The organism is Streptosporangium sp. NPDC003464, assembly GCF_053588315.1.
Window position 1 is genome coordinate 1 of the sequence record NZ_JBSFPS010000161.1, and the last position, 22,565, is coordinate 22,565.

At 72.8% G+C, this 22,565-nt stretch carries 21 protein-coding genes and 1 pseudogene; 13 read left to right on the forward strand and 9 right to left on the reverse strand.

Annotated elements, in window-relative coordinates:
* Nucleotides 1–213 precede the first annotated feature (213 nt).
* The 3 genes from ACWDS7_RS30000 to ACWDS7_RS30010 all read left to right on the forward strand — a co-directional run bounded on the left by ACWDS7_RS30000 (nucleotide 214) and on the right by ACWDS7_RS30010 (nucleotide 3,779).
* Entirely contained in the window at nucleotides 214–912 is a 699-nt protein-coding gene (locus ACWDS7_RS30000; protein WP_451931992.1) for a response regulator transcription factor, read from the forward strand.
* Nucleotides 909–2,708, forward strand: a complete 1,800-nt coding sequence (locus ACWDS7_RS30005) for a sensor histidine kinase (RefSeq protein WP_451931993.1) — start codon at nucleotides 909–911, stop codon at nucleotides 2,706–2,708. The genes ACWDS7_RS30000 and ACWDS7_RS30005 overlap by 4 nt, the downstream gene beginning before the upstream one ends.
* A 264-nt stretch (nucleotides 2,709–2,972) precedes the next feature.
* Complete coding sequence (locus tag ACWDS7_RS30010; RefSeq protein WP_451931994.1) at nucleotides 2,973–3,779, forward strand: SAM-dependent methyltransferase; 807 nt, start codon at nucleotides 2,973–2,975, stop codon at nucleotides 3,777–3,779.
* Between the two features lie 398 nt (nucleotides 3,780–4,177).
* On the opposite strand, the gene ACWDS7_RS30015 is transcribed toward ACWDS7_RS30010, so the two are convergent.
* A complete protein-coding gene (locus tag ACWDS7_RS30015; RefSeq protein WP_451931995.1) occupies nucleotides 4,178–4,996 on the reverse strand; it encodes an alpha/beta fold hydrolase in 819 nt (272 codons plus the stop codon).
* 154 nt (nucleotides 4,997–5,150) lie between these two features.
* On the opposite strand from ACWDS7_RS30015, the gene ACWDS7_RS30020 reads away from it, so the two are divergent.
* Nucleotides 5,151–5,813 (forward strand): TetR/AcrR family transcriptional regulator, encoded by a 663-nt coding sequence (locus ACWDS7_RS30020; protein ID WP_451931996.1) that lies wholly within the window; start codon nucleotides 5,151–5,153, stop codon nucleotides 5,811–5,813.
* Here ACWDS7_RS30020 and ACWDS7_RS30025 read toward each other — a convergent pair.
* A complete protein-coding gene (locus ACWDS7_RS30025; protein ID WP_451932010.1) occupies nucleotides 5,768–6,316 on the reverse strand; it encodes a hypothetical protein in 549 nt (182 codons plus the stop codon). The genes ACWDS7_RS30020 and ACWDS7_RS30025 overlap by 46 nt on opposite strands.
* Before the next feature lie 273 nt (nucleotides 6,317–6,589).
* Between ACWDS7_RS30025 and ACWDS7_RS30030 the strand changes: the two genes are divergently transcribed.
* Nucleotides 6,590–7,210 carry a pentapeptide repeat-containing protein gene (locus tag ACWDS7_RS30030; protein ID WP_451931997.1) on the forward strand — a complete coding sequence of 207 codons (621 nt, stop codon included), beginning with the start codon at nucleotides 6,590–6,592 and terminating at the stop codon, nucleotides 7,208–7,210.
* 62 nt (nucleotides 7,211–7,272) lie between these two features.
* Here the strand turns inward: ACWDS7_RS30030 and ACWDS7_RS30035 are convergent, their stop codons facing one another.
* A complete protein-coding gene (locus ACWDS7_RS30035; protein ID WP_451931998.1) occupies nucleotides 7,273–8,436 on the reverse strand; it encodes an alpha/beta hydrolase family protein in 1,164 nt (387 codons plus the stop codon).
* A 96-nt stretch (nucleotides 8,437–8,532) separates the two neighbouring features.
* Here ACWDS7_RS30035 and ACWDS7_RS30040 point away from each other — a divergent pair, with 96 nt between their 5' ends.
* The 4 genes from ACWDS7_RS30040 to ACWDS7_RS30055 all read left to right on the forward strand — a co-directional run bounded on the left by ACWDS7_RS30040 (nucleotide 8,533) and on the right by ACWDS7_RS30055 (nucleotide 11,601).
* Nucleotides 8,533–8,697, forward strand: a complete 165-nt coding sequence (locus tag ACWDS7_RS30040; RefSeq protein WP_451931999.1) for a hypothetical protein — start codon at nucleotides 8,533–8,535, stop codon at nucleotides 8,695–8,697.
* 36 nt (nucleotides 8,698–8,733) lie between these two features.
* A complete protein-coding gene (locus tag ACWDS7_RS30045) occupies nucleotides 8,734–9,273 on the forward strand; it encodes a DUF4262 domain-containing protein (RefSeq protein ID WP_451932000.1) in 540 nt (179 codons plus the stop codon).
* Nucleotides 9,274–9,380: 107 nt separating this feature from the next.
* Complete coding sequence (locus ACWDS7_RS30050; protein ID WP_451932001.1) at nucleotides 9,381–10,505, forward strand: hypothetical protein; 1,125 nt, start codon at nucleotides 9,381–9,383, stop codon at nucleotides 10,503–10,505.
* 31 nt (nucleotides 10,506–10,536) lie between these two features.
* The gene (locus ACWDS7_RS30055; RefSeq protein WP_451932002.1) at nucleotides 10,537–11,601 is read left to right on the forward strand and encodes a cobalamin-independent methionine synthase II family protein; all 1,065 of its coding nucleotides are present in this window, start codon (nucleotides 10,537–10,539) and stop codon (nucleotides 11,599–11,601) included.
* A 112-nt stretch (nucleotides 11,602–11,713) separates the two neighbouring features.
* Here ACWDS7_RS30055 and ACWDS7_RS30060 read toward each other — a convergent pair whose 3' ends face one another.
* The 3 genes from ACWDS7_RS30060 to ACWDS7_RS30070 all read right to left on the reverse strand — a co-directional run bounded on the left by ACWDS7_RS30060 (nucleotide 11,714) and on the right by ACWDS7_RS30070 (nucleotide 15,561).
* Entirely contained in the window at nucleotides 11,714–12,277 is a 564-nt protein-coding gene (locus ACWDS7_RS30060; RefSeq protein ID WP_451932003.1) for a carboxymuconolactone decarboxylase family protein, read from the reverse strand.
* 223 nt (nucleotides 12,278–12,500) lie between these two features.
* Nucleotides 12,501–14,027 carry an FAD-dependent monooxygenase gene (locus ACWDS7_RS30065; RefSeq protein WP_451932004.1) on the reverse strand — a complete coding sequence of 509 codons (1,527 nt, stop codon included), beginning with the start codon at nucleotides 14,025–14,027 and terminating at the stop codon, nucleotides 12,501–12,503.
* 10 nt (nucleotides 14,028–14,037) lie between these two features.
* Nucleotides 14,038–15,561, reverse strand: coding sequence for an MFS transporter (locus ACWDS7_RS30070; RefSeq protein ID WP_451932005.1), 1,524 nt, complete (start codon nucleotides 15,559–15,561; stop codon nucleotides 14,038–14,040).
* A gap of 26 nt (nucleotides 15,562–15,587) precedes the next feature.
* Between ACWDS7_RS30070 and ACWDS7_RS30075 the strand changes: the two genes are divergently transcribed.
* The 4 genes from ACWDS7_RS30075 (at nucleotide 15,588) to ACWDS7_RS30090 (ending at nucleotide 19,393) form a co-directional block, all read left to right on the forward strand.
* On the forward strand, nucleotides 15,588–15,923 hold the full coding sequence (locus ACWDS7_RS30075; protein ID WP_306863163.1) for an ArsR/SmtB family transcription factor: 336 nt from the start codon (nucleotides 15,588–15,590) through the stop codon (nucleotides 15,921–15,923).
* Nucleotides 15,924–16,042: 119 nt separating this feature from the next.
* On the forward strand, nucleotides 16,043–16,594 hold the full coding sequence (locus ACWDS7_RS30080) for an RNA polymerase sigma factor (protein WP_451932006.1): 552 nt from the start codon (nucleotides 16,043–16,045) through the stop codon (nucleotides 16,592–16,594).
* Nucleotides 16,594–17,505, forward strand: a complete 912-nt coding sequence (locus tag ACWDS7_RS30085; RefSeq protein ID WP_451932007.1) for a hypothetical protein — start codon at nucleotides 16,594–16,596, stop codon at nucleotides 17,503–17,505. Before ACWDS7_RS30080 ends, ACWDS7_RS30085 begins: the two co-directional genes overlap by 1 nt.
* A gap of 430 nt (nucleotides 17,506–17,935) precedes the next feature.
* A complete protein-coding gene (locus ACWDS7_RS30090; RefSeq protein ID WP_451932008.1) occupies nucleotides 17,936–19,393 on the forward strand; it encodes a hypothetical protein in 1,458 nt (485 codons plus the stop codon).
* On the opposite strand, the gene ACWDS7_RS30095 is transcribed toward ACWDS7_RS30090, so the two are convergent.
* The 3 genes and pseudogenes from ACWDS7_RS30095 to ACWDS7_RS30105 form a co-directional block, all read right to left on the reverse strand.
* Complete coding sequence (locus ACWDS7_RS30095; protein ID WP_306863154.1) at nucleotides 19,326–21,239, reverse strand: sensor histidine kinase; 1,914 nt, start codon at nucleotides 21,237–21,239, stop codon at nucleotides 19,326–19,328. The genes ACWDS7_RS30090 and ACWDS7_RS30095 overlap by 68 nt on opposite strands.
* A gap of 59 nt (nucleotides 21,240–21,298) precedes the next feature.
* Nucleotides 21,299–22,348: an amidohydrolase family protein gene (locus ACWDS7_RS30100; protein ID WP_451932009.1), complete on the reverse strand. Its 1,050-nt coding sequence runs from the start codon at nucleotides 22,346–22,348 to the stop codon at nucleotides 21,299–21,301.
* A gap of 108 nt (nucleotides 22,349–22,456) precedes the next feature.
* A pseudogene (locus ACWDS7_RS30105) lies at nucleotides 22,457–22,504 on the reverse strand (hypothetical protein); the annotation flags it as partial.
* Between the last annotated feature and the right edge of the window lie 61 nt (nucleotides 22,505–22,565).

The window sequence follows — 22,565 nt, forward strand, 5'->3', positions numbered from 1 at the left end:
AGCCCCGGTCCCGGCCTGACCGGTGGCGGTGAGTGCCCGCGGAGGGACCGGACGGGCCTCGGAGGCCGCGCACCCGGTCAGCGTGGCCACGGCGGCGAGTGCCGCCGCGGCGAGACAGCCGTTGAACTTCACGCGACGCAGACTGGCGGAGGAATGTGAAGGTCCTGTTTGCTCGCTGTCAACGACCTGTCTTGGTCACATAACCTCGTCCCGATGTGCGCATATGTGCTGGTTGCAGAGGACGACGTGAAGCAGGCCGAGCTGGTCCGCCGCTATCTGGAGCGGGAGGGCCACTCGGTGCTCGTCGTGCATGACGGGCGGGCCGCGATCGACGAGGCCCGCGGGCGCGAGCCCGACCTCGTGGTGCTCGACGTGATGATGCCGAAGGCCGACGGCCTCGACGTCTGCCGTGTCATCCGCGCGGAGTCGGACGTCCCCGTGCTCATGCTGACCGCCCGCACCACGGAGGACGACCTGCTGATCGGCCTTGACCTGGGGGCCGACGACTACGTCACCAAGCCCTACAGCCCGCGGGAGCTGATGGCCAGGGTCCGCACGCTCCTGCGGCGGGCGCGGCGTTCCCGGGACGCCGAGGTCCCCGAGGAGACGCTGAAGGTCGGCGATCTCCTGGTCGACCCCGCACGCCACCTGGTCAGCGTCGCCGGCAGCCCGGTGGACTGCACGCCCGCCGAGTTCCGGATCCTGGAGACGCTCGCCGCCCAGCCGGAGCGGGTCTTCACCCGCGCGCAGCTCCTGGAGGAGGTCCACGGGTTCGACCGCTTCATCACCAGGCGCACGATCGACGTGCACATGCTGAACCTGCGCAAGAAGATCGAGTCCGACCCGCGCAGGCCGACCCGGATCCTGACCGTCTACGGGGTCGGCTACAAGCTGACCGACGGCTCGGGATGAGGGTCCGGCGGCACGGCCTGCTCACCCGGCTGCTGGCGAGCTCCGTCCTGGTGGCCGTCTGCTCGATCTCGGCGACCGCCTGGCTGACCAGCCAGAGCACCTCGGGCGCCATCCGTGAGGAGCAGGACCAGACCCTGGTCACCGACACACGCATCAACGACACCCTGCTCGGCTACGGCGCGACGCACGCGAGCTGGGACGGCGTCGGTCAGACGGTGCGTGACCTGGCCCGGAAGACGGGGCGCCGCATCGCGCTCACCACCGAGAGCGGCGAGCCGATCGCCGACTCCAGCGACACTCCCCTGCCCGCCAAGCCCTCGGTGGTCGTCGATCCGCTGCGGGTGGACGTGACTCTGGTGCCGGGAGCGGCCAAGGACCGCATCGACCCCCGGGCGGTCGGGCCGTTCAAGCTCGCCGCCGCGGAGCGGTCCCGGCTGAGGAAGGCCGCCAACGCGGGGGCGGCCTGCGCGCGCCGCAACGGGCAGGAGGCCGACGTCGTCCTCTCCCCGTCCGGGCGTCCCTCCGTCGAGATCCCCAGCAAGAGCACCTATGTGGTCTCCGCGTGCGCGCTGAGGACGCTGGAGAGTCCCACCGCGACCGAACGCAAGGCGCTGCGCCAGCTCAACCACCTGCTCAACCGGTGTCTGTCGGGGCAGAACAAGTCCGAGGTGACCCTCGCCCTCGACCTGTCCTGGACGTTCAAGCCCGTCGCCCCCGCCCCCGCCCCCGCCCCTGTCCCCAGCCCGCGCGTCCTCGACCAGCAGCCCGTCTCCGCCTGCCTGGCGAGTGCCCGGCGCGAGCAGCTCAGGGCGTACGTCGCGCCCGCGGCCCTGCTCTACCTCGGCTCCTCGGCGCAGCAGCCCTCCACCGAGCTGACCTCGGCCGGGGTGGCGCGCATCGCGGGCACCGCGCTGCTCGTCCTGCTGCTCGCGATCACGGTGAGCTTCGTGATCTCCACCCGGCTGACCAGGCCGGTGCGGGCGCTCACCGAGGCGGCCCAGCGGATGCAGCGGGGTGACAGCTCCGCCCGTGTCGCGGTGACGGCCACCGGCGAGGTGGGCGAGCTGTCGGAGGCGTTCAACAGGATGTCGGAGCATCTGGAGCGGATGGAGGCACAGCGCAAGGCCATGGTCAGCGACGTCTCCCATGAGCTCCGCACTCCGCTGAGCAACCTGCGCGGCTGGATGGAGGCCGCCCAGGACGGCGTCGCGGAGCTGGACCCCGCGCTGATCGACTCGCTGGTGGAGGAGATCATGCAGCTCCAGCACATCGTCGACGACCTGCAGGAGCTGGCTCTCGCGGACGCGGGCAGGCTGCGGCTGCACCCCGAGCCGGTGAACGTGGCCGACCTGCTCGACCAGATCGCCACGGCGCACCGCGGCCGTGCCGACGCGGCCGGCCTCGCCCTGACGGCCGAGACCACCGGCGCCCCCGAACTCCTCGCCGATCCGGTACGGCTGCGCCAGGCCGTGGGGAACCTGGTGAGCAACGCCGTGCACTACACGCCGCCGGGCGGGCGGATCGCGCTACGGGGCCGTCTCGCGGACGGGCACGTCCTGATCGAGGTGGCCGACACCGGCGTCGGCATCGCTGCCGAGCACCTCCCCCACGTCTTCGACCGGTTCTGGCGGGAGGAGAAGTCACGGAACCGGCGGACCGGCGGCAGCGGGCTCGGCCTGGCCATCGTCCGCAACCTGGCCGAGGCCCACCACGGGACCGTGAGCGTCTCCAGCGTCCCGGGCGAGGGCGCCGTCTTCACGCTGCGGCTGCCGGTCGACCCGGGTCTGCCGGCATGAGCCGCTCCCGGCCCGACGGAATCCGCACCAGGCGCCCCGTGCCGACGGAGTCCATACCAGGCGTCCCGTGCCGGTGAAATCCACACCAATCACTCGGTACCGACGGAGTCCACACCAGGCGCCCCGTGCCGGTGAAACCCAGGCCAGTCGCCCGGCATCGGCGGAATCCGTACGGATCACTACCGGTCCCGCAAGATCCGCACGGACCGGCGGAAGTTTCTCTAAGATCGATTCCAGCAGGACGGCGACAGATCGGAAGACAGCGTGGATGATCAGGCTACGCCGGACGGGGTCGACCCGAACGTGCCCAATGTCGCCCGGATGTACGACTACTACCTGGGCGGCAAGGACAATTTCGCCGCCGACCGGGCCGCGGCCGAACAGATCCTGAAGCTCTTCCCCGCGACCCGCGACTCCGCGAGGGAGAACCGCGCGTTCCTCTCGCGTGCCGTACGCCATCTGGTCGGATCAGGCGTCCGGCAGATCGTGGACCTGGGCTCCGGGCTGCCCACGCAGGGCAACACCCACGAGATCGCGCACGCGGTCGCGCCCGGCACCCACGTGACCTACGTGGACTACGACCCCGTCGTGTGCGCGCACGGCCGGGCGCTCCTGGCGGGCGGCGACGACGTCACCATCCTGCAGGCCGACGTGCGCGATCCGGAGAAGCTGCTGGCCGAGCTGGACGGGCACGTCGACTTCGACCGGCCGGTGGCGTTCCTGATGCTGGCCCTGCTGCACTTCATCCCGGACGAGAGCGCCGAGGGCGCGGGCGCCCACGAGATCATCCGACGACTGCACGGGGCGAGCGCGCCGGGCAGCTACCTCGTTGTCAGCCATGCGATCGACGCCAAGCCGGACGCCACTCCGGAGGCCCTGGAGATCTACAACCAGGCCACCGCGGCGCTGAACCTGCGCACGCACGCGGAGATCACCCGCCTGTTCGACGGCTACGAGCTGGTCGAACCGGGCCTGGTGTTCCCCAAGGACTGGCGCCCCGCCGATCACCCACCGCTGATCGGCGACCAGGACACCTCGATCGGCTACGCCGGCGTGGGCCGCAAGCCCTGAACGCCGCCCTCCCCGCCGGGGCGGGACCAGCTCGCCGACCTTGACGGCCATCGGGCCCGCCGGACCGTGAACGACCTTGCCGGCCATCGGGCCCGCCCGGCCGTGGACGACCTTGACGGCCATCAGGCCCGCCGGACCGTGGCCGCCCCTCGCCGGTGTCCGGTCCTCGCCGAGCCGGCTGCCCAGGTCGACGGCCGGCTCCAGCCGTGGACGGAGGTCCGTACGGCGGGCAATCCGCGGCGACGACGGCTCCGAAGCATGTGAGACCCCGCCTGTTGCCGGCGGGTGAGGCTCGGGTGGTCTGGACGGCTCGTTCCGGACCGGCCCGGTGAACGGACGTGGCGGCGCGAGCTTGGAGGGGTGGCGCCGCCACGTCTGACCGGCCGGCGCGCCGCGGGTCACGCGGCGGGGTCCAGGGACCGGAGGAACCCGCCGACGGCCCGGGTGAAGCCCTCGGGGTCGCCGGTGTGGACGAAGTGGTCGGTCTCCAGCTCGACGAGGCGGGTGCCGGGGCGGCGTTCGATCATGGCGTGGGCCTGCTCGGCGGGGATGACCCCCTTGACGCCGCGTACCAGGAGGGCCGGGCAGGTGCTCGCCAGCCAGTCGTTCCAGTGGTCACCGTGGACGAGGTCCTCGGAGTCGACGATGTCCTGGGGGTGGAAGGGCAGGCGCCAGGTGCCGTCGGGGCTCTCCCGCAGGGCGTCGCCGAAGAAGGCGGCGGCCTGGCCGAGACCTTCGATCAGCGCCTCGCGGGTGGGGGCCTGGTAGGGCAGGGCGAGCACGAAGGCCAGCGGGTTGGTGCCGTCGAGCCCGAGTGAGGCCGCCCCTTCCGCGTTGACGAGGGCGCTGACCCGCTCGGGGTGGCGGGCGGCGAGCTGGTAGGCGTTGATGGCGCCGAGCGAGTGGCCCAGGACCACGGCCCGGTCGAGGCCGAGGTGGTCGAGCAGGGCGACGACGTCGGCGACGTAGCCCTCCCGGGAGTAGTCGGCCGCCCGGTCGGACTCGCCGTGGCCGCGCTGGTCGGGGGCGATGACCCGCCACTCGGGGGCCAGCGTGGCGGCCAGGGCGGCGAAGCTCGCCCCTTCGGACATGTGGCCGTGCAGGGCGACGAGGGGGCGGCCGGCTCCGCCGAAGTCGACGTAGGACAGGCGGCGGCCGTCGAGGTCCAGCTCGGCCCGGATGGGGGTGGTCGTCTGGAGGGTGTCGCCGCTGCTCATGTCTGTCTCCTCAGTGTCGTTCGGTGTCTCTTGCCTGCCCCGAACAGTACAGAGGATTTGGGCGCTTGCGCAATGCTTATGCCCAATTCGATCGCACAAGACATTTGTCTGAAAATCAGGCGGCGCGACTGCCAGGGCAAGTAGCATCCCGGGTATGGGAAATCGTGAGGATCTGCTCGCCGGCGCCAGGCGCTGCCTGGAGGAGAAGGGGTGGGCGCGGACGACCGTCCGTGACATCTCCGCCGCCTCCGGAGGGGTCAGCATGGCCGCCATCGGCTACCACTTCGGCTCCCGAGAGGCGCTGCTGAACGCGGCGCTCATCCAGGCGATCGACGAGTGGGGCGCCGAGACCGGGCGCACGCTGGCCGCCTACGGCGACCCCGCCTCCACTCCCGCCGAGCAGTACGAGGCCATGTGGACGCGGATCATCGAGTCGTTCAGCGAGCACCGCAAGCTCTGGCTCGCCACCGTCGAGGCGCTTCTGCAGGCCGAGCACTCCCCCGACCTGCGGCAGTATCTGGCCGGCGCCCAGAAGGAGGGGCGCCGGGGGCTGGCGGCGACGCTGCTGGGCACCCCGGAGGAGGAGCTCCCCGACCCCACGACGCGCACCGTCGGCTCGGTACAGCTGGCGCTGTTCTCCGGCGTGATGCTGCAGTGGCTGACCGACCCCGGGCAGTCACCCTCCGGACCCGAGGTGCTGCAGGGCCTGCGCGCCATCGTGGCCGGCCTCGGGCCGGCCACGGGCACCGGGGACCCGGCGGCCGGACCCGCTCAGCCGGCTCCGGGGACGACGACGTTCTTCTCCTTGAAGTCGTAGCCGTTCTTCAGGGCGTCCTGCTTCAGGCTGTCGAAGGCGTTCTTGCTGACATCGAGGTCGGCCTCCGTGGCGGTGCCGTTCTTCAGCTTGTCGGTGAGGCTGGTGAAGCTGTCGCTGACCGTCTGGACGCCCTTGCACAGCGTCGGGCTGGCCATGGCGAACTTCTTGGCGACCTTCAGCTCGTGGAGGGCGAACAGGCCGGCCACGGCCGCCTTCACGAAAGTGCGCTTGCGCTTCTCCGCCCCGGCCTTGAAGCCCCCGCTCCGCAGCGGCCGGTAGATGTAACGGTAGAACGCCCCCAGCGCGAGGCCGGCGTGCAGCGCGAAGCGCGTCTTGGCGAACCGCCTGGTGTTGCCCGTGGTCGGGCACTCCTCGTCGAGGCTCCCCTGGGCGCCCGCCGGCGGGGTGCTCGCGGCCGCCGGGGGCGCGGCCCCCGCACCCTGGGGGGCCGGGTCGGCCGGCCGGACACCGCCACAGCCGCCGATCAGCGTCACCGCCAGCATCACCGCCACCGGGAGGGTGGCGGACCGAGCTCTCCTTATAGCCATTTCATCCCCCACGGAACCTTCATGGCGCTACGACCTGCACTCTCTCCTTTTTTCACTCCGTAGTCCAGTGAACACACTCGGTGATGACGCAGGGTTGGCCGCCGGACCCCGGGCGCCGCTGTCACCCGGGGGCACTACCGTTACAGGGCCGGTCCTCCCCCTCGACGGCTCCGAAGGGGCCCGGAGCCGGTGACCTCCTCCGCCCCGGCACGGAAGGCACGACGAGTGATGGCTGAGCGCAAGTACGGCGTGCCCGCACCCGAGACCCTGACCACCATCCGGTCGCAGGACTGGGACAGCGAGGACCTGTCGGGCCGGCGCCACGACCGGGTCGCCTTCCTCGACGTGGACATGACCGAGACGTCGAGCCACGGCGCGGTCTTCCACGAGTGCACCTTCACGGGGGTCCGGTTCAACGCGTCCACGCACTCCGACACCGCTTTCACGAACTGCACCTTCAAGCGGTGCACGTTCTTCGACGCCACCTTCACCGGCTGCAAGTTCGTCGGCAGCCTGTTCGACGGCTGCACCTTCGACCTTCTCAAGGTCGAAGGCGGTGACTGGTCGTTCGTCGGGCTGCCCGGAGCCGGACTGCGCAGCGCCTCGTTCAACGACGTGCGGATGCGCGAGGCCGACCTCACGGGCGCGCGCGGCGAGGGGGTCACGCTCCGGGGCGTCGACCTGTCCGGCGCCTGGCTGCACAGCGCCGACCTCTCCCGGAGCGACCTGCGGGGCAGCGACCTGTCCTCCCTGGACCCGTCCGTCGTCAAGCTGAAGGACGCGGTGATCGACATCCGGCAGGCCGTCACGATCGCCACCGCGCTCGGCCTGCAGGTGCGCTCCGACTGAGCCGGCCCCGGGCGGCGCCCCGCCCACCCCCGCACCGGCAGCCGGGCCCGCCGCGCGGGGAGCTACCGGACGGGGGTCACCTCGGGATACTCGGACGTCCCCCCGCGCAGCAGCCGCCGCGGCCGGTGCTTGAGGCTCTGGTCGAAGAACGCGGTGAGATAGGCCCGCTGGGCGGCGACGCTCCGGCCGGGGTCGACGGTGCCGATCCGCTGGGCCCTGACCTCCGGCACGACCTCAAGCTCCTCATCCAGCTCCGGCAGGAACGCCTGGACGTCGGTGAAGCTGTAGTGCATCGCCCCGGGCATCGACAGGTCCAGCTTCCAGCCGGTCGACCTCTCCCAGAAGGACGTCCAGGCGGGGGCGGTCAGATGGTCCCTGATCCGCCCGTCCGCGGTGCTGCCGGGCGAGCCCATCAGCAGGAACGGCCGGTCGACCCCTTCGGTGGCCGCGGGGCTGGGGGCCTCGCCGCCGACGTCGTAGGCGAGCCAGCCGTCCAGATCGGCCCCGGCGTCCACCCGCCGGTCGGCGTGCATCGCCTCGGCCGCGGTGTCGCCGCCGTAGGAGTGGCCGAACACCCCGACCCTCGACAGGTCCATCGCTGGGGCGAGCCCCTTCACGGACGGGAGCCGGTCCAGGACGGTCCGGATGTCCTCGCGCCGGGTCTCCAGGGCCTGACGCATGCGCGTGAGCCGGTCCCCCTGCGGCGGTCTGGCCAGCTCCAGCCTGCCGCCGGGGAACTCCACCGCCGGAGCCTCGTAGGTGTGGTCCACGGTCACCACGACGTATCCCCGGCTGGCCAGCTCCTCCACCGTCGAGGTGCCGAGCGTGCGCGGCACGCCGTACCCGGGCGAGTAGATCACCACCGGCCAGCGCCCCTTGGCGGGCGCGTCCTGGCGGGCGTGCGTGGTGACCGCGCCCCAGTCGACCTGGCCCGGCCTCAGGCCCAGCGCGGGCGCGCCGCCGTCGAAGTAGGCGGCGGCCTTCGGGGTCATGTACGGCGCTCGCGGCCCCTTCCCCGGCCGGGCCGGGTACCACACGCTGATCATCAGCTCTCGCGACCGGGCCTTGTCCACCAGGTGGACCTCTGTCGTCCCGAGGGCGTGCGGCCCGGTGGGCGGGGGCAGCTCGAAGGTGATCTTGGGGCTCTCGGGCACGGTGCCGGCGTGGGCCACGGCCGGGACCGCCAGGAGGGCGGCGGCGAGGAGGGCGGTCATCGTCTTTCGCATGAGCACCAATCTGGCCGCACGGGCCCCTGTGCCACCTCTGGCATCCGTCAGATCCCACCCCCGACTTCCGTCAGGGTCGCGCCCCGCCGGGCCGCCGTGCTGGGGCTGGACGCCGAGCTGCCGACGCCCCTCGCCGACCTGCCGGCGGAGGCCGTACCGGCCCTGCGGCACCGGCCCCGCCGCCGGCGGACAGCCGGGTCGGGGCTGGAGGAGGCGGGACCGGAGAAGACCGTCACCGGAGCCGACCGTCGCCGGAGCTGACGGTCACCTCACCTGCGGACCACTACGCTCGACATCATGTTCGACCAGCTTGCCTGCCACTGTCTCCTGTGCGTCGAGCGCGACATCGAGCTCGACGAGCTCGACCGCGACACGATGCGGCACGTCCAGGAGCGCGGGTGGGGCGTCATCATGATCCCGGAGGACGAGACCGGTCCCGGATGGGCGTTCACCGTCGGGCTGTGGCACACGCTCCGCTCGCCCGAGGCGGCGATGTTCGGGCTCCGGGTCGAGGTGCTGAAGGACTGCCTGAACACCCTGGCCGACAGGGTCGCCGCCGGTCACCGTCTCGTCGCGGACCAGGAACGGGACGACGTCATCAAGAACTACCCCGTCGTCACGAAGACCGTGGACACGAGCTGGTACCGCTCGCTGTTCGGCATGGCGCTGCACTTCTACCAGCAGCCGCCGCTGCCCTTCATGGAGATCGTCTGGCCCGACGCCGGGGGCCGGTATCCCTGGGACCCCGCCGCGGCGCCGAGACTGCGCGAGCTCCAGCCCGCGCTGTGGATCCCGAAGGACGACCACGCTCCAGGCCCGTGGACCGAGCTGCCGTGAGGCGTGTCCGGGGGCGCCCGGCATCCGGGGCACCCGACAGGTGTCCGCCGCGCCCCGCATGACACCCTGTCTCGGTCGATCAACACCAAAACGGGACACAGCGAGCAATGACCGATCAGGATACGGCCGACCGGGGCAGCGTCATCGACCTGCTGCAGCGCATCGGCTCGGTGGTGCTCCCCGTGGGCATCGCGCTCTACGCCCTGCTCTACCTCGGCATCCAGCAGGTGTACGGAGTCTTCAACATCAGCCCCGAACAGGCGGGCATCGACCAGGCGACCATGTTCGGCCGCCTCGTCGGGTGTCTCATCCTGCTGGCCCTGGCGGGCGCGCTGGTCCTGGGCGCGCTGGTGGCGGTCGGCTGGCTGGTGGACAGGGCCGCCCGGGGCCACGTGTCCAGGCTGGCCCGCGCCGTACGGGAACGGCCCTGGGCGGCGGCCGCCCTCGGCGCGGTGTGGTGCGGCGGGACATACTGGGGCTTCCTCGGCTATCTCGGCCTCGCCGAGGGGGTGGGGCCCGCCACGGTCGTGCTGGTGGCGACGGGGATCGGGGTCGTCGCCTTCGTCGTGCCCTTCCGGCTGCTCCGGCGCCGCCCGACGGGCCGGGCCGGGATGCGGGTCGTGGTCGCCGCGTTCACCGGCATGGGGCTCGGCTTCGTGCTGATCGGGCAGATGGAGTCGGACGCGGTGCGGCTGGCCACCACGGGGCGGAGCAGCCTCGTGCTGACCCTGTCGGGCTTCCAGGACCAGTGGGTGCTCGCCACCCACCCGGGCAACGGCAAGCCCATGCGCGGGGGCGTGCCCCTGCTGCTGCTCGGTGAGCGCGAGGGGACCTACGCCTTCTACGACTGCGTCAGGCAGGAGACCTTCCGCCGTCCGACGGGCTCGACCGTGCTCCAGCAGATGGTGCTGGAGCCCGACCACGACGAGGGCTTCACCTGCGACTCTCTCGTCCCCTCCGGATCCACCTCCGCCGAGCCCCGCGCGACCCCCATCCTCACCGGACCCTCCTCCGCCGAACCTCGCACGACCCCCATCCCCTCCGGATCCACCTCCGCCGAGCCCCGCGCGACCCCCATCCCCACCGGCCCGGCCCCCGCCCGGACCGCTCCCGCCAGACCCCGCGCGACCCCCCGTCCCACCGGCCCCCGCCCCACCCGCCCGGCCCCCACCGAGGCCGCCGGCGGTCACCGGGGTGGAACGGGAGAGCGCTCCATATCCGTAAGTGATTGATGGGGCACGGATCGTTATTTACGATCACGGCATGGACATCCCCACCGAACCGATCGGCAGCATCCCCCGTCCTCCCGCTCTGCTGGCCGCGCTGACCGACCACGCCGCGGGCCGGATCGGCGACGCCGAGTTGGCCACGCAGCAGGCCGGAGCCGTCGCCGACACCATCGCGCGGCTGGAGCAGCTCGGCTGCCCGGTCCTCGTCGACGGCGAGCAGTCCAAACCCAGTTTCGTCACCTATCCGATCGCCGGACTCGACGGCCTCAGCCCCGACGGGGCGGTCATTCCGTTCGCCGACGGGCACACCCGGCAACTGCCGTGCCTGACCTCCGGCCCGTTCCGCTACCGCGTCCACGCCTCGGAGTATCTGAAGCAGGCACAGCGCCACACCCGCCTGCCGGTCAAGCAGGCGGTCATCGCCCCGTCGGCGCTGAGCCTGCTCTACCCTGCCGACGGCATCGCCGACTACCCCCGCAAGGTCTTCCTGGACGACCTGCTCGCCGAGGCCGAGGCCGACATCCGCGGCTGCCTGGACGCGGGTGCGCACGCCGTACAGCTGGACTTCACCGAGGGACGGCTGTCGCTCAAGCTCGACCCCAGCGGCGGGCTGCTGGATGACTTCATCACCCTCAACAACCAACTCCTGGAGCGCTTCAGCGCGGCCGAGCGGGCCCGGATCGGCGTGCACACCTGTCCCGGCGGCGACCAGGACTCCACCCACAGCGCCGACGTCGACTACGCCGCGCTGCTGCCCAAGCTCCTCGCGCTGCGGGCCGGCAACTTCTACGTCCAGCTGGCCGGCGAGCCCGACCCGGACCGGGCGCTGGAGGTCATCGGCGCCCACCTGCGCCCCGGGACCAGGGTCTTCGTCGGGGTGACCGATCCGATCGACCCCCAGGTGGAGACTCCCGAGCAGGTGCGTGACCGGGTGCTGCGGGCGGCCCGCCACATCCCGGCCGAGCAGCTGGGCACCTGCGACGACTGCGGCTTCTCCCCCTTCGCCGACGACACCTCGACCTCCCGAGAGATCGCCTTCGCCAAGATCGACGCCCGGATACGGGGGACCGCGCTCGCCGCCGAGGCCCTGGGCGCCTGATACGGCCGGCCCCACGCGGGCCGCGCGCCGCCTTCCCCGCGAGGGGCTCGGCCTTCCCCGCGGGGGGCTCGGCCTTCCCCGCGGGGGTGGGCGGCGCGCGCTCCGCGCGGGGTCATCCGCTCTGGGGCTCCGCGACGGGCGAGGTGGTCGTGTAGCCGTAGGCGATGATCCGGTCGGCCGCCATCGCGTAGTCCGCCGCGTCGTCGGGAGCGATCGTGGCCAGGCCGTCGACGTAGCGGTTGAACATGCAGAACGCCGCCGCGATCAGCACCGTGTCATGGATCTCCACGTCCGTCGCGCCCTCCGCCCGGGCCGCGGCGATCTGCTCGTCGCCGACCCGCTGCCCGCTCTGCTGGACCGCGCCCGCGATGGCCAGCAGGGCCTTCAGCTTGGCCGAGATGGGCGCGCCGTCCGGATCGGCGCGCACCTGATCCACCAGCGCCATCCCCTCCGGCAGCTGCGCGGCGGCGAAGGCCGCGTGCGAGGAGGTGCAGAACCGGCACTGGTTCAGCCCCGACACGTAAGCCGCGATCAGTTCGCGCTCCCCGCGCGACAGGGTGCTCTCCCCGCGCAGCAGCACCTCGGCCAGGTCGTTCAGCGGGCGGGCCGTCTCCGGGCGGAACCTCAGCAGTCCGCGGATGCCCGGTTCGTCGGTGTTCAACGTGATGTGTGGCATGAACGCTCCTTCAGTGACCATGGCGGAGAGGTGCCCGCGCGGCCTCAATGGAAGATCACCTGGCAATCACCCACGATCGCCGCGCCACCGTCCGCCGTCAATGGCCGGTTCCTGCCACACCGCCACCGGCCGCACCGCCGCACCGTCACCCGCCGGACGCCGCGCCGCTGGACCTCCGGCGGACAGCGCCCGGGGCCGGGGCCGGCCCCGGCCCCGTCGCGGCTCAGCCGGGCTCGCCGAACCAGCGGCGGAGCGCGGCCCGGAGGGAGGCGGCGTCGCCGGGGGGACACCAGGCGACATAGCCGTCGGGCCGGATGAGCAGCGGCTCGCACTGGGCCGCCCGTACGGTGTCCACCCGGTCGGCCCACTCCGCCACGACGTCCGCCGGCCGCTCACCACCGCTCGCCGAGCCACCGCCCGAGCCGTTCCCCAGGCCACCGCCCGAGGCGTCCCCCAGGCCACTGTCCAGGCCACCGTCCAGGGGGCACAGGAACAGGGGCCGGCCCCGGTGGAGCAGCTCCACCAGGCTGACCGCGCCGTCCTCGGTCTTGAGCTCGGTGTCCGGGGCGAGCCGGCCGGCGCCGGGGTGGCCGACGTCGTAGGCCGTCCGGGTGCCGCTGATCATGCCGCTCAGGTGGTCGTTGACCTGCTCCAGCCGCATGAGCTCGGCGAACAGCTCCCGCAGCGGGTCGACCCGGGGGTCGGGGTCGGCCAGGGCGGTCTGCGCGCGGACGTTCCACAGGACCCGCGCCGCCACCGGGTGCCGCTCGCCGTGGTAGGTGTCGAGCAGCCCGTCGGGGGCCCATCCCCGCACCTGGGCGGCGAGCTTCCAGCCCAGGTTCATGGCGTCTTCCATGCCGGTGTTGAGCCCCTGCCCTCCCCAGGGGAAGTGCACGTGGGCGGCGTCCCCGGCGACGAGCACGCGCCCCCGGCGGTAGGTCTCCGCCTGGAGGGCCGCGTCGCCGTACCGGGTCAGGGTGCGCGGCTCGGCCATCCGGACCGGGTGGCCGGCGATGTGCTCCACCACACCGCGCAGCTCCTCCAGGGAGACCGGCGCCTGCCGGTCGGCGTGCGGGCCGCGGAAGTCGTAGGTGCTGATCCGGCTGTGGCCGTGCGTCCCGCCGCCCCAGACCATCAGCCAGCCTCTCGGGGTGCGGTGCCAGCCACCGGGGAGGGGGTCCAGCAGCCGGACATCGCCCATCAGCGCGGCGACGCCCGCCGGAGTGCCGGTGAACGCGATGCCCGCGAGCCTGCGCACGGCGCTGCGGGCGCCGTCGGCGCCGACCACGTAGCGGGCGGCCAGCTCGTACGGCCCGGCCGGCCCCTCCACGGTCAGCGTGACGCGGTCGGCGTCCTGGGTGAGGCCGACGACCTCGTGTCCCCGCCGGATCTCCGCGCCCAGGTCGGCGGCGCGGTCGGCGAACACCTGCTCGGCCCACGCCTGCGGGCTGCCGACGATGCTGGGCCCCTCTCCGGCCACCGCGCCGAGGTCCAGTTCGAACATGCCGGAGAAATGGAAGCGCACGCCGCCGTAGGAGGATCTTCCCACCTCGTCGAGCAGGCCCCGGCGGTTCAGGCTCTGGGCGGTCCTGGCGTGCAGCGTGCCGGCCTTGGACTCCCCCGTGGGGGTGGGGAGCCGCTCCAGGACCACCGGTCGGACGCCCTGGAGGGCGAGCTCGGCCGCGAGCAGCATGCCGACCGGGCCACCGCCGGCCACCGCGACGTCGAAGCTCGGAACGTCGGAACTCATGGGGATCTCCTCAGGCGTCCACGCGCGCGGGCCGGGACTCTGCCGCCTCGCGACGTTGGAAGGTCAGGGCCAGGAAGGCGCTCAGCAGGATACCCGCGGCGGCGACGTAGATCGCGGCCCGCAGGCCGCCGGTGATCTCGCCGAGCAGGGCCTCGCCCGCCAGGCCGGTGACGTCCTGGCCGGCGACCGCGACGAGCACGGCCAGGCCGAGCGCGGTCCCGACCTGCAGGGCGGTGGACGCCATGCCGGAGGCGACCCCCTGCTCTCCGGCGGCGACCCCGGAGGCGGCGGCGATCCACATCCCGGTCCAGGTCAGGCCCTGCCCGAGCCCCATGACGACGATGCCGGGCAGCACGTTCCAGTAGGAGCCGCCCGCGCTCATGCCCGTGGCGAGCAGGGCGGTGCCGGCGGCGCCGGCGACGATGCCGGTGAGCAGGGTCAGGCGCATCCCGGCCCGGGTGGCCATCCGCTCGCCGATCTGGGTGCCGGCGGCGATCATGAGGGACGGCACGAGGAAGGCCGCCCCGGTCACGAGCGGGCTGTAGCCGTGGACGCTCTGGAAGTAGAGGGTCAGGAAGTACGGCAGGGCGTTGAACGTGGCCCCGAAGAGCAGGGTGATGGCCATCGATCCGCTCAGGCTGCGGTTGCCCAGCAGGCGCAGCGGCATGAGCGGGTCACGGCTGCGGGCCTCGATGACGAGGAAGGCCGCCAGCAGCACGGCGGCGAGGGCGAAGCCCGCCAGGATGACCGGCGAGGTCCAGCCGGACTCGGGGCCCTGGATGAGCGCGAAGGCCAGCAGGGTGACCCCGGCGGTGACGGTCACCGCGCCGGGCAGGTCGAAGCTGCGGCCCCGCTGTCGCGCGCCGTCGGCGGGGATGAGCGTGTAGGCGAGCAGCGCGGCGCCGCCGGCGAGCGGGACGTTGACGTAGAAGACCGCCTCCCAGCCGAAGGAGTCGGTCAGCACCCCGCCCAGCAGCGCCCCCAGGGACAGCCCGCTGGCCCCGGCGCCGCTCCAGATCGCCAGCGCCCGGTTCCGTTCGGGGCCTTCGGCGAAGAGGGTGTTGACCAGCGACAGGGTGGCGGGGAAGAGCAGCGCACCGCCGAGCCCCTGTACCGCGCGGGCGGCGACCAGCAGGCCGGAGCTCTCGGCGAGCCCGCCGACCAGCGAGGAGACCGCGTACAGCAGCAGGGCCGTGACGAACAGGCGCCGGCGTCCCAGCAGGTCGGCCGCCCGTCCGCCGAGCAGCAGGAAGCCTCCGTAGGTGACCGCGTACGCGCTGGTCACCCACTGCAGGGTGTGGGCGGAGAAGCCGAGGTCCCGGCCGATCTCGGGGAGGGCGACGAAGACGATGTTGAAGTCGAGCGAGGTGATGAGCTGGGCGAAGGCCAGCAGGGCCAGGGTCCGGCCGACATGGCGGCGCCGGGTGAGCGGCTGGGACGGGGAGGGGGACGGCATGGCCACCTTCACATTGTTCGGGAAATACGAACAGTTGGACAGTTCGGGATACTCGTACAGAGCAGGTCGCGCCGTCAAGTTCGACTCTTCCGTACAATCGCCCTATGACCGCCCTTCACCCGTCCAGCGAGCAGTTTCAGCTCGAAGCGGTGCTGGCCGCGCTCGGCCACCCGATCCGGGCGTCGATCGTGCGGGCCCTGTCCTCCGGCGAGGAGAGGTTCTGCGGCGCGATAGTCCCCGACGTGCCCAAATCGACCCTCACCCACCACTGGCGGGTGCTGCGCGAGAGCGGCGTCATCCGGCAGCGCCCCTCCGGCCGCAAGCTCTACATCACCCTCCGCCGCGACGACCTCGACACCCGCTTCCCCGGCCTCCTCGACCTGCTCCTGTCCGACGAGACCTTCGGCAGGACGGCCTGGCACGCCGCCTCCACCGGCTGAGCGCCCGCCACCGTCCCGACAGCCGGCGGAGAACCGTGAGACAGTCAGAAAAAAGGGGTGAAACAGAAGCGCGGGTCCGGACAGGTGTAGGTGACGAGTCCCCTCCGGAAGGCAACAGCGTGGGCCCCCCTGACCCGAAGCAGCGCTTCGAGGAGATCTACAACGCGCACTACCCGGATCTCCTCGCCTACGTACGGCGGCGCACCGGCTCCCCCGACGACGCGGCGGACGCCATCGCCGAGACCTTCACCACGGCCTGGCGCCGGATGGGCGACATCCCCGACGGGCATGACGCGCGGCTCTGGCTGTACGGCGTGGCCCGGCGGGTCCTGTCCAACCGGCGGCGGGAGGAGAACCGGCGGACCGCGCTGGCCGTACGGCTCCGCGCGGAGCTGGCCGTCTGGGCCGAGAGGACCGTGGAGGAGGATCCCGACGGCGTCCGCCGGGCCTTCATGCGCCTGAGCCCCGACGACCGGGAGCTGCTCTCCCTGGTCAGCTGGGAGGGGCTGAGCAGCCAGGAGATCGCCAAGGTGCTGGGCTGCTCGCGCGGCGCGGCCCGGCTGCGGCTGCACCGGGCCCGCAGACGGCTCGCCAGGGAGCTGGACTCCGGGGGGTTCGACATGGCCAGATACGGCTCGCGCGCGGTCGCGCTGGCGAAGGGACAGCTGTGATGAACGACGTCGACCGCCTCGTCGCCGGGATCGTCCCCGACCCCGGCCCCGGCATGACCCCCGGCGCCAGGGAGCTGTTCGACGAGATCACGGCGGTCCCGGCCGTCGCGCCCGGGAGGCGGTGGCCGCGCCTGACCTCCGCCCGTCCCGCCGTGCGCGGACGCTCTCAAGGACGGTGGAACCGCCGGTGGTTGAGCGTGCCGGCGGTCGCCGGACTCGCCGCCGCGGCCATGATCACGGGCTGGGTGCTCCCCGGTGGCTACGGCACGGCTCCGGCCTCCGCCTCCCTCGACATCAAGCGGGCGGGCGGCTACTACGTCATCACGGTCAAGGACCTCTACGCCGACCCGAAGATGTACGAACGCGAGCTCAACGCCCGTGGCCTCGACATCAGGCTCCTGCTCGAACCGACCTCTCCGAGCATCGCCGGCCGGATGTTCGTGATGAGCGGGGGGATCGAGGGGCTCCGGCAGGGGCGGACCGTACCCGAGCAAGACTCCATCAGGACCATCGAGGCTCCGGGGCCCTGCAGCCGGTTCGGGGGCTGCCCGATCGGCCTGAGGGTCCCGGTGGGCTTCAAGGCGAGAGGCGAGATCCTCCTCGGCCGTGTCGCCCGTCCCGGCGAGCGCTACACGATGCCGCCCAGCATCGACATGCCCGGCGAGCCGCTCCACTGTGTCGACTACGTCAACAAGACCGTCGACAAGGTGCGGGCGATGCTCCGGCAACGCGGTGTGGAGCCGGAGTTCACCCACTACGGCGCCAGGAAGGGCGAGAAATTCTCGATGCCGGGCGGCTGGTACGTCCACGACGGCGTGATGAGCGCGGCGGGCGAGGCGCTCCTCCTGGCCGGCCCCACGGCGAACGACGCCCCCCGGCCCAGGAGAGCCTCCTGCCCCAGGGGTTCCTGACCCCGGGCGGTAAGGGTCCCCGCCCTCGGGCCGTGTCCTCTGCCGACCGGGCCGTGTTTTCTGCCCGGCCAGGCCCGGCACCCGGTGAGCGCGTCCGGGCCGCACCCTTGACGGCACGCCTCCGGGCCGCACCCTTGACGGCACGCCTCCGGGCCGCGCCCCTGACCGCACGCCTCCGGCTCCGGCACGCTCCGCCGCCCGCGCCCCTCCGACCGCCTTTCCGGCCCGCGTGACCTGAGCGGTCGCCCCTCACCCGCCACGAGCTTCCAGGCGCGGCGAGCGGGGAGGCCCGGCCGCCGGAGCCGCCCCATGCGCCATGCGCTCTCCTCCGCATGCGCGTTCCCCCGCCACGCCGCGTGCTCTCCTCCGCATGCGCCGACTCCCCCGCCACGCCGCGTGCTCTCCTCCGCGCGCGGTTCCCCTCCACGCCATGCGTTCTCCTCCGCATGCGCCGACCTACACGACGACGATCGGATCCGGCGTGCTCACAGACCTCCACCCGGCGGCCACCTCCCGGACCCGCCGCGCCCTCGGCGGCCACCGCCTGTTCGCCGTGGTCCTCGCGCTGGCCGCGGCCCTGCGCGTGGTGACGATGCTCGGCTACCGCCCGGCCCAGCTCTACTGGTACGACTCCTTCACCTATCTGGACACCGCCGTCCACCTCAGGCCCTCGGCCACCTTCCACCCGATCGGCTACCCGCTCCTGCTGCGGGCCCTGTGGCCCTTCCACAGCGTCGAGGTGATCGCGGCCGTCCAGCACGCCATGGGCCTCGGGACCGGACTGCTGATCTACGCCCTGCTCCGCCGCAGGTCGCTGCCCGCCTGGGGCGCGGCGCTCGCCACCGTGCCCGTCCTGTTCGACGCCTCGTTCCTGCGGCTCGAACACGCCGTCCTGTCGGACACGCAGTTCGTCTTCCTGGTCGTCGCCGGGCTCACCGCCCTGATGTGGTCGCCGGGGCTGTCGACACGGGCCGCCACGGGGGCGGGCCTGCTGTTCGCGGCGGCCGCGCTCACCAGGACGATCGCGCTGCCCCTGCTCGTCCTGGTCCTGCTCCTGCTGGCCGTACGGCGGGTCGGATGGCGGCCCCTGGTGGCCACGGCGCTCGCCGGGACGCTGCCGCTGGCCGCCTACGCGGGGTGGTACGACCACCACCACGGCAGGTTCGCCCTCAGCGGCGCCGACGGGGTCGCGCTGTGGGCGCGCACGATGACCTTCGCCGACTGCTCGGTCGTCAAACCGCCGCCGGACCAGGCGAAACTCTGCCCCAACGGGACGGTCGTGGACGCGGCCTCGGAGTATGTCTGGGCCCCCGGCGCCTCGCTCAACAGACTCCCCGGCGACCGGTTCGGCCACAACGAGCTCGCCCGCTCCTTCGCGCTGCGCGCCATCGCGGCCCAGCCGTTCGACTACCTCCGCGAGGTGGCGGAGGACACCGCGCTCGCCTTCGCCTGGACCCCGGTGGCCCATCCCAGGCGGGTCACCCCGGCCTTCGGCTTCGCGCACGGGAGCTGGTCGCTGCCCGGCCATGCCCTGATCGGCGAGGTTCGCCGGGAGTACGACCCGGGCATCCGCGGCCTGTACTCGGTCCGGCCGTACGCGGACCTCCTGGTCGCCTACCAGTACCCGGCCTACCTGCGCGGCCCGCTGCTCGGCGCGATCCTGCTGCTGGGCGCGGCCGGCGCGGTGCTGCGGCGCCGTACCGTGCTGCTGCCCTGGGCGGTCGCGGTCGGTCTGCTGGTGGGTCCGGTGGCGGTGCTGGACTTCGACCACCGCTACGTCCTGCCGGTGGTCCCGGTCGCCTGCCTGGCCGCCGCGCTGGCTATTCGAGAGCTCGTACGGCCGACGCCTCCTGCGTCTCGGGCTCGGCGAGCACGGTCCGCGGGATGAGCACGACCGCCGTCGTCCCCCCGAAGGGGGAACGGCTCAGGGTGACCTTGATGCCGTGGCGGGCGGCGAGCTGGCTCACCACGAACAGGCCGAGCTGCTCGCTGTCGGCCACGTCGAACTCGGGCGGGGTGGCGAGACGTTCGTTGATCCCCTCGCGCTCCATGTCCTGCAGGCCGAGGCCCCGGTCCTCGATCTCGAGGACGTAGCCCCGCCCGACGGTCTCCCCCCGGACGTTCACCGGGGTGGTCGGCGGCGAGAAGACGGTCGCGTTCTCCAGCAGCTCGGCCAGCAGGTGGGTGACGTCGGCGGTGGCGGAGCCGGTCAGCCTGGCCTCCGGCAGCGGCGGGACGACGATCCGCTGGTAGTCCTCGACCTCGGCCACGGCCGCGCGGACCACGTCCATCAGGGAGACCGGGGTGCGCCAGGTGCGGCCGGCCGTGGCTCCGGAGAGGATGACCAGGCCCTCCGACTGCCGCCGCATGCGGGTGGTGAGGTGGTCCAGCCGGTAGAGGTCCTCCAGCGCCTCCGGCTGGGTGGTCTTGCGCTGCATGGAGTCGAGCTGGACGAGCTGGCGCTGGACCAGCGACTGGTTGCGCCGGGCCAGGTTGCGGAAGACCCGGTTGAACCCCTGGCGGAGCCGGGCCTCGCCCACGGCGGCCTCGACGGCCGTGCGCTGCACGGTGGAGAACGCCCGGCCGACGTCGGTGATCTCCAGGGTGGTCCCGGTCGTGGGGATGGGCGGCGCCTCGGTCTCCACGTTCACGGACTCGCCCTTGCGGAGCCGCTCGACGACCTGCGGCAGCCGCGCCTCGGCCAGGTCCAGGGCCGCCAGGCGCAGGCTGCCCAGCTCCTCGGCGAGCCCCCGGCCGAGCCTGGCCGACAGGATCATCGCGCCCAGGATCGCGGCGAGGCCGAGGCCGCCGGCAATAATGATCTTCGCGATGATGCCGCCCGCGGCGTCGTCGGCGCGGTCGTTCAACAGCTTGGCCCGGGTGATCAGGAGCTGGTCCATCTCGCCGCCGACCTCGGCGGCGGCGGCCTGCCAGGAACCCCGGTCCCGGGGGAGCCGCGAAGTCTCGATGATCTGCTTTTCGAACTCGGTGATCCGCCCGTGGCGGGGGGAGCTGAGAAGCTCCTCGAAGGGGCCGCGCAGCTCACCGTCCAGCACCGCCATGCCCTCGCTGAACAGCAGCCACCGGTTCGGCGCGATCACCTCGATCGCCTCGTACTCGTCGTGGGTCAGCGCGCCGGCGAGGACGGCGCTGGAGATCAGCGAGTCCTCCCTGGACATGAGGTCGCGGGCGTGCGCGATCCGCTGGAGCCCGATGGCCTGCTGGTAGAGCCCGATCTCCGGCACGGTGACGAGCTTGTCCTGGAGCCGGTAGATCGTGTCGGTGATGCGGCTGAACGCCTGGACGGCCTGGAGCCGGCTGGAGACGCGCCCGTCGACGTCCCGGCGGATGGCGCGCAGCCTGCCCACCTCGCCCATGACCTGCTTGATCGACGCGTCCAGCTCCGGCCCGATGATCGAGGTGGCCTCCAGCGAGGTGACCCGCGTGCGGAATTCGCTGACCGCCTTGTCCGTCCGCTCCCGGACCTCGGAGAGCTCCTCGGGCTGGGAGCCGGACTTGCTCAGCGCCGCGGCCGAGAACTTGCGCTCGTTCTGCATCTCGGTGGTCAACGCGATGGCGGGCGCCGACACCCGGTCGTAGAGCGTGGTGGCCTGGCGCAGCTCGAAGAGGTCACCGACGAGATAGCCGGTGACGAACGTCCAGAGTGCGATGAGCGCCACGATCGGGAGGCTGAGCAACGCATACAGCTTGAAGCGAATGGTCCGGGTTGCCATGACTCATGCCTGCCATATCGACGACCGCAATACCGACAAATAGTGCGAAAGATCGGAGATTAACATCCAACGGTGGCCGCTGTCCGCTGATCCCAGATCAGCTCGCCTCCGACGGCCGTCGCGACGCAGCGTCCCGGCCCCTCCTCGATCAGCGTCCGGTACGGCTCCCGCGCCGGGGAGACGTCGAAGACCGCGAAGTCGGCCGGTCCGCCGGGGGCGAGCCCCCCGGCGATCCCCAGGGCTCGGGCCCCGCCCAGCGTCGCGGCCTCGACCAGCCGCCGGTCCAGGTCACCGGCCCGGTAGCCCTGCCGTGTCGCGAGATCGCGCAGCAGCGCCACGTCCTCCAGCAGGTCCAGCGACGGCGAGGAGGACAGGGAGTCGGTGCCGACCGCGATGGGGTTGCCCTCGGCCAGCAGCGCGGCCACGTCCGGGGCCCGCGTGCCGACCGTCCGGTTGGAGCGGGGGCAGAGCGCGACGGCGGTGCCGCGCGCGCGGAGCAGGGCGCGGTCGGCGGCGTCGAGGTGGACGCCGTGCGCGACGTGGCACTCGGGTCCGAGGACGCCGAGCCCGTCCAGGAACGCGGTGGGCCCGAGGCCGGTGCCGCCCTCGCGCAGGATGGCGAAGTCGAACTCCAGCTCCCTGACCATCTGGGCCAGCGGCCCGGTGCCCGAGACCGTGTACTCCCGCTCGTGCGCGCCCTCGGCCAGATGGACGTGCCGGCGCAGTCCCCGGGCGCGGGCCAGCCCGGCCACCTCCCGCAGCGCCCCGGTGTCCAGCGTGTACGGCGCGTGCGGGGAGACGCCCATCGGCACCCCCGCCGCGTCGAGCATGGCCGCGAACCGCTCCCGCCCCGACTCCGCCCAGCTCGCGTCGGTGTCGCCGAGCGTCTCCAGGTACGGCAGGCCGCCCAGGCCGGCCTCCCGCAGCGCGGTGGCCGCGGGGAGGTCGGTGACGACGTCGGCCGCCGCGGTGGTCCCGGCGCGCAGCGCCTGCCGGGCGCCGTCGAGGGCACTGGCCGCCCAGTCGATCGCGGAGCCGTGGTAGACCTCGTCGAAGGCCGTGGACCACTCCTCGAAGGAGGCGTAGACGCGCTGCCCCACCTCGGCCATGTGCGTGTACTGCAGGTGGGTATGGGCGTTGACCAGCCCGGCGACGATCGTCCCCGGCCAGCGGGTCTCCTCCCGGCCCGGCCACGCGGCCAGGACCTCCGCGCGCGGGCCGAGCGCGACGACGCGGCCCCGCCGTACGGCCAGGGCCCCGCACAGGCTTCGGGCATGGCACGATCACTGGTAATCAAGGTGACCGCCGGCGAGGACGCACCCGAGC